The sequence below is a fragment of the Paenibacillus rigui genome (assembly GCF_002234615.1).
In the GTDB taxonomy this organism is placed as follows: Bacteria; Bacillota; Bacilli; order Paenibacillales; family NBRC-103111; genus Paenibacillus_S; species Paenibacillus_S rigui.
The window spans coordinates 52194-64969 of the sequence record NZ_NMQW01000021.1 but is presented as its reverse complement, the minus strand read 5'-3'; the positions used below and the strand labels follow the sequence as shown (position 1 = coordinate 64969).

Genomic DNA, 12776 nt, shown 5'->3' with positions numbered 1-12776 from the left:
TTGATTACTCCTTTCTTTTTGTAGACTTAAAAGTCCCTATGAACATTTCGCTTTTAACCACTTATGTCAAAGCCTTTGACTAATCGAAAACAATCATTTCTCCGAGAAACGGACTGCATCATTCACATTGCCAACGGATTCGATCGCGACTAACGGATTCCAGAAATCACGATAGCGTGAGATGAGACCGTCCTTCGTTTGAACCACGCTGATATAAGTCTGATTGTACGGGTTACCTGTTTCCCGGTGCTTCCCGACCGACTTGAATTCTGCAATCACCAGCTCGGGATCGACAGTCAGGTGAAATTCCAAGTCCGTGAATTGCACTTCGAAATGCTTCGGAAAGTTCTGCATGTAATCGAAGAGATCCGCCTTCCCTTTCTTCAACTCTGGAAAACCTACAGGACCGTAGGGAAACTCAAGTACTCCGTCCTCCTGCCATAAATTGACCCACGCCTCAATATTTCCACCGGACAAATGCTTCAGATGATTGCGGAATGCTTCCTGCGCTCTTTCACGGATTGCTTCTTGCGTCAGCTTTTGATTAACCATTGTATTTTCCTCCAGTCGTTTTTTACATATATATCAGACCATTCGATCTAATAAACTCAAAATAATAGGACCTACGTGATCACTGCTGAAGTTCGTTGACCGTATTCGCAAATATTTCAAACGATCGCAAACGCGCTTGATGATCATATATGTGGTTTGTCACAATCAATTCGTCCGCTTTCGTTGCTGCCAGGATAGCAGGCAGCCTCTCGCGGATCGTATTCCGATCTCCGATAATTCCAAAATCCAGCTGTTTGGAAATCAGCGCCTTCTCTTGCTCATTCCATAAGGAATCCATGCTTTCCACCGGAGGATGAAGTTCACTAGGTTTGCCGCGAAGGAGGCCCAAAACCTGCTGCGCCTCAGATGTAGACAGGTACCGGGCTTCCTCCACCGTTTCGGCTGCCATGACTGTTAATCCGACCATGACGTACGGCTTATCCAGCGCTTTCGAAGGAGTGAAAGAGCTGCGGTATACTTCCAACGCCAAGAGTAAATCATCGGGGGCGAAGTGGCTGGCGAAAGCGAAAGGTAACCCAAGACGTCCCGCCAATCGTGCGCTGAAATCGCTGGAACCTAACAGCCAAATGGGAATGTTCAGACCCTCGCCGGGAATCGCCCTTACTCCGGGGACGATCCGCTCTGCCGCGGGTTCCAAAAAAGCTTTCAGCTCGTTCAGCAGCTCCTGGAAGTCCCCCCCGTTGGTTCCCAACGTTCTCCGAAGGGCGCGGGCAGTATGCATATCGGTGCCTGAGGCTCTCCCCAAGCCCAGATCAATGCGCCCCGGGTATAGGGATTCCAGTGTTCCAAACTGTTCGGCAATGACGAGCGGGGCGTGATTCGGCAGCATGATACCACCGGAGCCTACCCGGATTTTTTCGGTTCCCGCCGCCACATGCCCGATGAGCAGCGAAGTTGCCGAGCTGGCGATGCCAGGCATATTATGGTGCTCCGCAAGCCAATAACGGTGATACCCTAGCCTTTCAGCATGACGCGCAAGTTCCAAGGTTCGGTGGTACGCATCTTTTGCAGACCCGCCTGCCAAAATCGGTGCGAGGTCCAGCACGGATATTTTGGGAGTTATAGACATTTCGTTAGCCTCCGTTTCGTTCATCCGCTAATCGCGGAAGGATGAGATAAGAAATTCGTTTGTAATCAATGAGGAGCAGGTATTTTTGTTTCGATGTTTGAAACTCTCTTCTGTTTTAGAGCCACGAGAGCAGTAAAAATGGCCAGCGCCGTAATACTGGCGGCGATAACGAATGCTGTATGAATCGCTTGATTCAAATCAGTGGCCGCCATGGATTCCAACGTTGCCTCTGAACCGAGGCTAGCAGATATGATGGCCATAATGACAGCCAAGCCTACTGCACCACCGATTTGTTGACCAGTCGAAATCATCGCAGATCCGACACCCTGCTCCTCCGGATCGATTCCTGTACTGCCTGCGATAAACATCGTTGTAAATACGAGAGCCTGACCGATACCTATGATGATGGTTCCAGGAATCATTCCCCACGCATTGCCCGTAGCAGATAGTTGGCTAAGCAGCAAGAACCCGATACCTCCAAGTCCCATGCCGATGGCGAGCGTACCTGCTACTCCAGCCATCGCTAACATTTTATTGATAAGCTTTGCCCCAAAGAATGCGCTGATCGTCAGAGGCAGAAAGCTTAAGCCAGATTGAATCGCAGAAAAGTGCAGTACCCCTTGTGTGTACAAAGTTAAGAAGTAATACAGCGTTCCGAACGAAGCTGAGAACAATGCAGCCATCAATGCAGCTCCGGTTAGGTTACGATTGCGGAACAATCTGAACGGAATTAACGGATCCTTCGTTCGATTCTCGATCACGACGAATAGCAGAAGCAAAACGGCACCAATAAGTCCGAACGTGAGCGTCTCTATACTGCCCCAGCCTTTAACTGGAGACTGGATCAAGTAATAGACAATGAGGATCATTCCTGCCGTAACCGATATCGTGCCCGCCGCATCAAAATGCCTCTTTCCAGAATCAACTTTGCTCTCCACGAGTACAATTGGAGCAAGAATGATGACAATGATCGTGATTGGCACGTTCACGAAAAATGTCGATTCCCAGCCGATATAACTGGTTAACACTCCACCGAGCAGCAATCCGAGAGATAATCCGACACCGCCCATGGCTGCCCAAATGCCCATAGCCCGGTTGCGCTCGGTGCCCTCATTGAAATTGGACATGATCAGCGATAATGTCGACGGTGCCAACAGTGCTCCACCAAGTCCTTGCAGCCCCCTTGCTATGATCAGCATGATTTGTGAGGTTGCCAAACCGCCGAGCAATGAACCTAGTCCGAAGAGGGCCATTGCGATGATAAACATTTTTCGCCTCCCCAACAGGTCGGACAATCGTCCTCCGGTCAGCAGAAATCCCCCGAAAACAAGCGAGTACGCACTGACAACCCACTGCAAATTATTGGCTGAGAACCCTAGTGCCTCCCCTAGTGAAGGCAAGGCCACAAAAATAATCGTATAATCGAGCGCCATGATCAGCTGGGATACGGCTAAAAGCAATAGTGCGAGACCTTTGTGCTTAGTTACATTCATTGTTGAAACTTCCTCCTTTTATAGACTAAACAGTCTAGTTTAATTAAAAAAAATGCCATCCTTACCAAATTTTCTAACTCAGAAAAGCCTTCGAAACACTTTATTCCATTATTACCATACTTGATTCCCCCTAATCTAAAATTCATTACAGACCATTTAGTCTAATTTGTATAAACATAAGTGCCGTTTTCTTAACGATTTCATCTTATCATTTCCGGACCATTTAGTCAATAATTAATTTTCACTTATTCCTTTATTTTTTATCCTGCCTGTCGTTTCAAAAGCCAAATTGAAGCTTCGTCCAGAGTAGTAAAATGCTCTACGGCATAGGAAATGACCAAATCAGAGATTGTTCGGTTTATGCTTAAATTAGCGACTGTTTTGTTAGGTTTTACGATAGCAAGGGAACGAAGTCCAGTCTCCATCAAGTTTGGGTGCCACTGCTCGGCTATCCATTTTTGATCATTCTGTGTTGATGCTGATGCATAACGGGTATCGATCAGCCATTTTTCAGCCTTTTTCTGTTTCGACAGATTCAATGCTTTATTCAACGGTTCTTGAAATTTCTCGCCTTGAGCAAAGCCTTTCCACGTTACAACTACGGAATTCAAAGTTTCATTCCATTCAACGTCTGCTTGCGGGGATTCATAGTAAATCATGAATTATTCACTCCTTAAAAGGTTATTTAACAGACCAAACAGTCTGATATTATCAAAAAAATTTTTTTATCATGCATGCTACTATGAATACAGCTAGTTAATATCTCTCTGCGCCCAATCATTACTGATCGAGCGTGGAGAGTATAATAGCTGAAATATCTTCCAAAACCTTAGGATCATCGGATAGTTTCGCGGATTGCGTTAATCCGTATCGAGCATGATATAAATATCGAGCAAGCGCTAGTAAATCCCTATTTGGGCTTATCTCTCCCTGAGTCTGAGCTCGCAACAACGCTTCATAAAAGGCCTTTTCCAAAATCAATCGGTCTCTTTCAAAGATTGCTGCAATTTCGGGCTCATGAGGCACTTGATCGATGGCGCTATACAGAATCAAACATTCCTTTTGTCGCTCTTCATCCTGCAGTACAGTCACAATGACTTGGAAAATGTCGTTGATTGCTTTTTTAACCGACTCCGTACGCTCCAAGTGAGCAACAACCGCTGAGGACTTTTCCTCTACATAATGCTTCACAGCCTTGACGAACAAATCTCTCTTCGTCCCGTAAGTATCATACAAACTTTGGCGAGCAATCCCAAGTCCGTCAAGCAAATTTTGGAGAGATGTACCTTCGTAGCCGTAATAACCAAACACTTCCATTGCCTTATGCAAAACCTCAGTTGTGTCAAACTCCTTGCTTCTTGCCATTTAGTAACCTCCCTTCTTAATCTATTCTACACTTTTCAGATCGATCGATCAAGAATAAAAAATTTGCGGAGGATCCCATCATTGGAATTTTAACAAATTAGCTTGATCCCAATTGAAAAAACAACAATTTGTCTTCAATTAGCATTTGCTTACAAGTATTTTTAACGAGATGAAGAAACTCATACTCCCCTTTTTGATCTAACATACCAATTTGCTCATAGTAATGTTCGTGTTCGTAAAGGGTTCTAATGACTTGGGAATGGTATCTATACAATAGATACCGAGCATCATTCTTCCAGCGTTTCCAATGCTGAATCTCAATTATAGATTCACCCCGGCGGATTCGATTCCTTTTCAATCCCCCATCACTTTTTCTTTTTCGGGCCAAGTTAGTTTTGAGATTCGTCGATTGGTTAGAATTGAATATCCCATAATAAAATATGTCCTCTCAACTATTTCTCGGTTTGTATTTATGGCATATTCGCATCCACAATCTGTACGAACCAAATATTAGCCGAGTTGCCTCCAATGCTTCCTGAAGCGCGTCTTTAAACAGTTCCTTCAAGGTTGCAGGTTACACATTTTATTTTACAGACCCCAAAGCCTCACTAAATTCTGGTCCCCATCTCTGAAATTTCCGTTTGTGCTTGTTCGTAGAAAGATAAACAATCTTCTGCGAAGGCAGTTTGCGGTAATGCATTCCCAGAAAATCGAATCCCTCTGTATCATTGTATACATTCACAAGCTTAGGTTTTTGTGCATTTCATAGAGAGTACCGCATGCTCCCGTTAGAAAACACTTTATTTTCTCAGTCCATTTTATTTTCTAACTTTCTACACTTTGTCCATCCTTTAAGGTATTTTGTCCAGTTATCACGAGCTGCTCTCCCTCTTTGACACCGGCTAGTACTTCCTGATACTCTCCATTAATCCGTCCAAGCGAAACTTTACGTTTTTGATATTGCCCTCCACTTTTAACAAAAACAAATGTGTCAGAGTTTTCACGAATTACACTTAATGTCGGAATGGCACTTACTTGTTCTTCCGCTTCAGTCGTGAGCTCAATCATATATCTTTTTCCTGGTCGAAGCTGATGTTCTTTGTTCGATACCTCGAGCTCTAGAGTATAAGTTTTAGATGTTGCGCTCATAATCGGGGCAAGATAACTGATTTTAGCAGTACCCTTGTTGGTAGGGGGATCAGGATCATAGTAAACAAGTTCCTGTTTTCCTTTCAACAGCTGATAATTGTTCTCCGATAATTCAGCAGTCACTTTGATCGGATCGATCTGTTGGATTTGTCCCAATTTTCCTCCAGTTGATGAAACAGTTTGACCTGCCACAACATTAAAGTCGGTTAATATACCGCTACCAGGCGCAATAACACTGTAATTTTCAATAGAAAGTACAGAATCATTAAGGGTCAACTCGCTGCTTCGAGCTGAGTTTTATAAGAAGCAAGTGAGTTGGAATTATCATTAGCGCTTAATTTGTTTTGAGCGGATTTCAAATTCATTTCCGCATTCTCAACACTTTGTTTTAATTGATCTATCATATGCTGAGTAGAAAGACCTGAATCAAAATCGTTGCGTAACTTATTATAATCTTGCTTTGCGTTTTGGAGAGCATTTTCTGCACGGGTTACCTCATCAAGCAAGTTTTTATGATTCATTGCTTGATCATCTTCTGCTTTTTTTAATGTTTCTTGCGCACTTTGAAGCGCCACTTCACTCTTCCTTCTCACAATTTCGGCTTGCTTGCTATCGATGATGAAAAGCACGTCTCCTTTTTCAACATATTCTCCCCGTTTCTTTAGGACATTTACAACTTCACCGTTTGCCTTAGCAACAACGTCCAGAGTTGTTCCCGCCTTTACTTCTGCTACTTGTTCAATAGGGGCACCGATTTTCTGTTTTTTGATCATTTCCGTTTTGATAGACCTCGGGTTCAATTCAACGGTTTCCGATTGTGACCCATTAGAACAACCTGCACCAATAATGACCGACACTGTTAATAAAAGCGATAGTACTTTGATTTTATTTTTCGTTTTCCACTGGCTATCCTTTTTCATTGTTATCTCCTCTACTTTTCTCTACTATGCCTGTACTTCTTCGTTTACGTTAAATTTAAAACTTCTTGAAAACTTAGCTTTTAAGTTCTCAATCATTTCATAAATTATCGGAACGACCACAAGAGTTAATACCGTAGAGGTCATGAGGCCACCGATAACTACGATTCCAAGTCCTTTTCCTATTAAAACCCCTTCACCGGAAAGTCCTAATGCAAGAGGAACCAAGGCCACAATTGTCGCACCAGCAGTCATCATAATCGGCCGCAATCGTACCTTTCCCGCTTCAATTAACGCTTCTTGAACCATCATACCTGCTTCTCGAAGTTGTTGCGCTCTATCTATCAGAACAATTGCATTGGTAACCACAATACCTATAAGCATAAGAAAACCAATCATAGAAGTTGCATTAAGTGCTTCTCCTGTAACTACCAGACCAAGGAGCCCTCCAATGGCCGCCAATGGCAGTGAAAACATAATTGAGAATGGTGCACTCGCATTTCCAAAAGCTAAAACCATAATAAGATAAACAATAAGGACAGCGACGACCATTGCAATACCCATTTGGGAGAAATTATCGTTAATATCATCCGTTACTCCACCAGCTGACGGTGTCACTCCATCGGGAAGCTCTAGATCACTCAAGCTTTTTCCAATTTGGGCACTTATACCACTTTTGTCTTCCCCTGCAATTTTCGCAGTCACTTTAACAAGTTGATGTTGATCCTCACGTGTAAGGGATACGGCTCCTTTTATTTCGTTCACTTTAGCTAGCTCTTTCAATAAAACAACCGATCCGTTATCACTTTTCAAGGGGATATTTTCAATCTTCCGAAGTGTATCTTTGTCCGCTTTATCTAGAGAAACTTTAGTGGCATATACAACATTATCAAACTTTAAGTCGCCTAGTTTTTGCTCTTGAATCCAAGCACGCGCTGTATCTTTTATCGTCGCAGGGTTTAAACCATAGGCTCTGGCTTTGCTCTGATCAACCTTAATCTCAATTTCAGTTTTAGCATCACTGAGATTATCTTCAACTTCTGTAAGTTCGGGTATCGTACTTAACCTTGCCTTTACCAACGATGCAGCTTTCTCTAATTGAAGCTGATCCTCACCTTTTAAACTGTATTCAAAGTCAGGAGAGCTCCCCATGCTTCCTTCCATCGATTTGGGCTCTACTTCAGAACCGGCAGGTAGTTCAGAGAGGATAAAGGCTGTGATTTGCTCCTTTAATTTATTTGCATCAACATTATCATTCAGTTGAACAAAGATTTGTGAAGCATACGGGCTTCTCTCTTCATCATCACCGGCATATCCCACTAACACTTCTACGAATTTAAAAACCGGAGCACCGCTGGAATCTTTTTTATCCAAAAGGACAGTTTCGATCTCCTTGGTCTTCGCATCCGTTGATTCGAATGAAGTTTCGTAAGGCATCTTGATCTGAAAATACATGGTTTGAGATGTTTTCGGACTTGGCATAAGCGATACAGATAGTGTAGGAAGTGAAACAGCGATCGTAATAACAAAAATTAAACCTGATAACACCAAGGTCTTCATACGATTTTTCAAGCACCAGACTAGTACTTTCTCATAAAACTGAATCAAACTGGATGGGTTGGAGTCATCATGAAGATTTTTTGTTGATTTCCCACGCAGAACTAACAGCTTGGCCAGCATCGGAATAACAGTTAAAGAAACAAGTAATGAGGCTAGTAGTGAACATACGATAGTTATTGCAAATGGTTTGGTAAATTCTCCAATAAAACCGGATACTAGTCCTAGTGGAACAAACACCCCGGCAGTTGCCAAAGTCGACGATGTAATAGCTGAGGATACTTCTCTTGTGGCAAAAGCAATCACAGATTCATTTCGTTCATGAGCTTTTTCTAATTTGGCATAGATATTCTCAATTACTACGATGGAGTCATCCACAACACGTCCTATGGCCATAAATATACCGCCAAGTGACATCGTATTGAGCGTTATTCCAAACTGAAACATCAGCATCAATGTGATCAAAATAGAGAGTGGAAGAGACACAAGGACAATTAACGTCATCCTGACATTGCGTAGAAAAAACAAAATCATCAATGCGGCCAATATAGCCCCTACAATCCCCTCTCGAATTAACCCATCAATGGAGTGTTTTATCTCATCTGCACTATCAAATGTTTGCTTAAAGGTAATATTCGGCAATGTAGTTTGCCACTCGTTAAGCTTTTCATTGATTGAATCGGAGAAGTCCACCGCATTAGCACTTCTTGCTTTATATAGAATCACGCCAATTGCCGGTTGCCCATCTAGTCTTCCTTTAAATTTCGATTCTGTGATCGCCTTTACTTTAGCTAATTGAGCAAGGGTGACAATATTTCCGTTTGGACTTTTTATTTCGAGACGTTCCAAGGCATACAAGCTTTCTAGGTCTCCGGTTACCCGGGTCATCTTATTATTTCCGTTAATCTCCACTCTACCAATCGGACTCTTAGTTGCAGCGGCGGTAATGGCATTGCTGACTTGAGACGGAGATAGATTATAGTAATCAAGTGCGTCTGCTTCAAGTTGAATCTCCAATGATGTCTCTCGTTCGCCGATGATATCGATATGGTCAATTCCTCTAATTCCTTCTAGGGCCGGCTTAATTTTGTCTTTAAAATCTTTATCCAACTCACTTTGGCTCATTCCATTGCCAGCATGCACGACTAAATAATTCGACGGGGAGGACGCTGCGCCATAGGTCGAGGTTTTGGGTGTGCCTGCGTTTTGTGGCAATGTTACTTCGGTTAATAGATCCTGGACATCCAGCTTTTTCTTATCCATATCCACTCCCTGCTTGAACATGAGAACGATATTCGAGTAATTATCGCTTGATGTCGATGACATGGAATCTAGATTCTCAAGATTCGCCAATTTTTTTTCGATTGGATCCGTGATTTCATCCATAACATCCTTCGGAGATCCAGTATAACTTGTAGTAATAACGAGTACCGGAAACGATACATCTGGCATGTTTTCTACTTTTAACTGAGTTGTTGAGTAAGCCCCCCCTACAAAAAGCAGAACCATAATCATGAATAGCGCAGAAACGTTCTTCATAGAAAAGCGTGTTAATAGATTCATTCCTATACTCCTTTCAATACTTTCAACATACTGCATCATCATCCTAAACTTTTTTACAAAAAAAAAAATCGTACATAAGGGCAGATGCCTTATGTACGATTGGGCAAAGAAATTATGCCTAGCTAATGTATTCAAAGATGAATAATTCCTCGTTCTAAAGCTACAGCAACCGCTTCTGAACGAGAATCTACGCCAAGCTTATTATAAATATTCGTCAGGTGAGCCTTCACTGTTCGTTCAGAGATCCCCATATCAAAACCAATTTCTTTACTTCGAAGGCCTCTTGCAATGGCTTGAAGAATCATTTGCTCTTTTTCTGACATTGTAGGTTTTTCGAATTTTGAAAACGAGGAAATACTGTTTTCTGTCATAGCAAATACTCTTGCGGTAACATCCGGTTGAAGCAATGTTTCCCCTCGTATTGCAGATTCAATGGTTCTGAATAAGTTATCTCGGCCTGTATCCTTTAATAAGTACCCCTTTGCTCCTAATCCTAGCCCTTTTATCATCAATTCATCTTCATTATACGTAGTTAGAATGATGATGGGCACATTATACTTTCTTTCCTTTAAAATCTGCATTGTTTCTAAACCACTCATTTGGGGCATATTTAAATCCATTAGTATCACATCAGGTTGTAGCTCTTCCATCAATTGTAAGGCTGCTTCCCCATTTTCTGCTTCACCAATAACTTGAAAGTGATCGTTTGTTTCCAATATTAATTTTAACCCTTCTCTAACAACATAATGATCATCCACAATAAGCACCTTATGTTTCATAACGAGTCTCCTTTCATATGATGAATTTTAATGTCGAAACAAGTTCCTTCTGGTCCACTGCTTACATTAAATGTTCCGTTTATCAATCGAGTACGTTCGATCATCCCTAGCAAACCATAGTGACCGGGCTTCTTTCCGATATCCTCTGTGTTAAACCCAGTACCATCATCCTTAATTCGAATATGGATGCAATCATTATTGCTAATTACATCTATCCAAGCATTCCTTGCTTGAGCATGCCTTGCTATATTGGTCAGGCCTTCGCTTACCAAATACACGCTATGTTCCATAATGAGGTCAGCTAATGGAACATAGATCCTTATATCCGAAGCAACTTGAATACCAGTCGCATTCGTAAATCGATTAATTTTTTCTTGGAGAATTTCCTTGAAATCCGTTTTTGAATGAGACTTTGAGCGAAGGTCATCAATTGCCCCCCTAGCGTCACTGAGTGTTTTCCTCGCTTGAGACATAGATTGTATTATAATCTCTTGAGCTCTTGTAATATTCCTGTTTGATAAATGTGCATCTACTGCCTCCAACTGCATAATGAGACCCGCCAAACCCTGAGCCAAGGTATCGTGTAAATCTCTTGCCATTCTCTGGCGCTCATTTACCAAGGTTAGTTCCTCTACTTTCTGATGAGTGAGCTCCAATTCTTGCAAGAATGATTGCATACGAATTCGAGCACGCACCTGTTTAAAAAAGAGAGTGGCATATGCTATCGTAATGATCGTGTACAAGAGAAACAAGCTTAGAAAAAGCAGCAAGTCACCAAGCTCTTTCGATTGTATGTGATACGTTAAAGCACCATAAACCAAAAGAAAGATAAACAGACAAACAAAAATTACTTTAAAAGTGTTAAAATAAACCCCAATGCTTTGACCGATCAGTACTGGAAATAAACCTATGAGAACAGGTTGGTAACCATCGGGCATAAGATAAGCACATGCCAAAATTAAAAATCCCTGGACAACAAAATAAAGCCATGGTCTTTTTGTTAAAAAGGCTTTTGAAAACCAATACAAAGTAACATGAATGCCTATTATCCCTGTAAACATCAGGCTAGGAATCAACATAGGAACAGATAATGTCTGTAAAATTATTGTTGCAAAATAAACCAGGATAACCCAGAAAACGATGGGTCCCTTTGAAATAGATAATTGCTCATAATTGTATAACTTGTCCCAATGGTGAGTTATATCGGGTCCGAAGTCAGAACTCTCAGAATGATTCGTTTTATATGACATGACACACTCCTTTTTTCCATAGTTATGATTATAGTATGTTTCCCCAAAAATAACTTGTACTTTCGTGCATACCCATAAGTACATTCTATACATATTAACCAAGCCTCTGCTCTCCCATTCAAGACTATGCCTATACGTAATCACCTACTAACGAATCAGAGAGTACAAGCATTTAGAAAAATGACCGTGATTGGCAACGAATTATAGAATTAAGTAACCCGGCATGGAAATTGGACACACTTTCAAACAATAGTGACATGGTATTTCTAAAAGTACGGTCAAATCTCATTTAATAGCATTTACAACTGATGTATCGCTTTGGATTTTCAAGTTTGCTTCCTTGAGAGCATTTAATGTTTATGCAATAACGACTAATTCTTTCTCGTAGTTCATATGTAAAAAGCCATGCCACAGGATTGATTAATTTGATGCAAAATACACAGAAAAACCTCCATCAAAGTAAAGTTATCACTTCGATAGAGGTTTATGTTAATTAGTTGCTCATTTGTAGATTTTGATTCTGTGCTCTGACGATCGAACGTACAATGTTGCGGGTACATTCATACAACAGTATTTCAGCTCGTTCCATACATTCCTCTAGTGCAGCTGGACGGTCAACGATGGAAAAACATGCCGAAAAATAGGAGAGTAGCTTTTCACTGCCTGGCCCGAAGCTGCCGGAAATGAGCACGGCCTCCGTCCCAGCGTCCCGAGCTATTTCAGCTACATATCGAGGTAGCTTGCCATAAAGCGTTTGGCTGTCGCTGCGTCCTTCCCCCGTTAATACCCAATCCGCACCATGAATCCAATCCTTGAGTCCGGTCATTTTCTCAACGAACTTCGCTCCTGGGACCAAGTCGGCCCCAAGCACGAGAAACGCAAAACCGAGGACATTTCCGTTTAACGCAGCCACCAGCGCATCGACGGTTCCTTCACCGCCGTCCGCCATTGGGATTTGGATCACTTGGGCCGAAGAAATCTCACTTTGTACGGCCCGCGCCATGGTTTCCGCAACCTGCGAAGCGGACAAACTGCCTTTGAAAGAATCCGGTGCGGATAAC

The 12776-nt window shown here is 42.1% G+C and carries 11 protein-coding genes and 1 pseudogene; all 12 read right to left on the bottom strand.

All coding sequences use genetic code 11. From position 1 onward, the window contains the following. Positions 1–93: 93 nt before the first annotated feature. Positions 94–552 carry a nuclear transport factor 2 family protein gene (locus CF651_RS15155; RefSeq protein ID WP_094015708.1) on the bottom strand — a complete coding sequence of 153 codons (459 nt, stop codon included), beginning with the start codon at positions 550–552 and terminating at the stop codon, positions 94–96. 79 nt (positions 553–631) lie between these two features. Further along, positions 632–1666: an LLM class flavin-dependent oxidoreductase gene (locus CF651_RS15150; RefSeq protein WP_094015707.1), complete on the bottom strand. Its 1035-nt coding sequence runs from the start codon at positions 1664–1666 to the stop codon at positions 632–634. Between the two features lie 41 nt (positions 1667–1707). Then, positions 1708–3135 carry an MFS transporter gene (locus tag CF651_RS15145; protein ID WP_094015706.1) on the bottom strand — a complete coding sequence of 476 codons (1428 nt, stop codon included), beginning with the start codon at positions 3133–3135 and terminating at the stop codon, positions 1708–1710. 260 nt (positions 3136–3395) lie between these two features. After that, a complete protein-coding gene (locus CF651_RS15140) occupies positions 3396–3794 on the bottom strand; it encodes a hypothetical protein (RefSeq protein ID WP_094015705.1) in 399 nt (132 codons plus the stop codon). 121 nt (positions 3795–3915) lie between these two features. Further along, positions 3916–4500, bottom strand: a complete 585-nt coding sequence (locus CF651_RS15135; protein WP_094015704.1) for a TetR/AcrR family transcriptional regulator — start codon at positions 4498–4500, stop codon at positions 3916–3918. 825 nt (positions 4501–5325) lie between these two features. Next, positions 5326–5925: an efflux RND transporter periplasmic adaptor subunit gene (locus CF651_RS15125; protein WP_094015702.1), complete on the bottom strand. Its 600-nt coding sequence runs from the start codon at positions 5923–5925 to the stop codon at positions 5326–5328. Beyond that, positions 5922–6569 (bottom strand): HlyD family secretion protein, encoded by a 648-nt coding sequence (locus tag CF651_RS15120; protein WP_094015701.1) that lies wholly within the window; start codon positions 6567–6569, stop codon positions 5922–5924. Before CF651_RS15120 ends, CF651_RS15125 begins: the two co-directional genes overlap by 4 nt. 24 nt (positions 6570–6593) lie before the next feature. Next, positions 6594–9686, bottom strand: a complete 3093-nt coding sequence (locus CF651_RS15115) for an efflux RND transporter permease subunit (RefSeq protein WP_094015733.1) — start codon at positions 9684–9686, stop codon at positions 6594–6596. A gap of 131 nt (positions 9687–9817) precedes the next feature. Continuing rightward, a complete protein-coding gene (locus tag CF651_RS15110; RefSeq protein WP_094015700.1) occupies positions 9818–10465 on the bottom strand; it encodes a response regulator in 648 nt (215 codons plus the stop codon). Further along, positions 10462–11715 carry a sensor histidine kinase gene (locus CF651_RS15105; RefSeq protein WP_094015732.1) on the bottom strand — a complete coding sequence of 418 codons (1254 nt, stop codon included), beginning with the start codon at positions 11713–11715 and terminating at the stop codon, positions 10462–10464. Before CF651_RS15105 ends, CF651_RS15110 begins: the two co-directional genes overlap by 4 nt. A gap of 493 nt (positions 11716–12208) precedes the next feature. After that, entirely contained in the window at positions 12209–12628 is a 420-nt protein-coding gene (locus CF651_RS15100; RefSeq protein WP_281254477.1) for a glycerate kinase, read from the bottom strand. Next, positions 12620–12760 (bottom strand): annotated as a pseudogene (locus CF651_RS33155) (glycerate kinase); the annotation flags it as partial. The gene CF651_RS15100 and the pseudogene CF651_RS33155, both read right to left, overlap by 9 nt. Between the last annotated feature and the right edge of the window lie 16 nt (positions 12761–12776).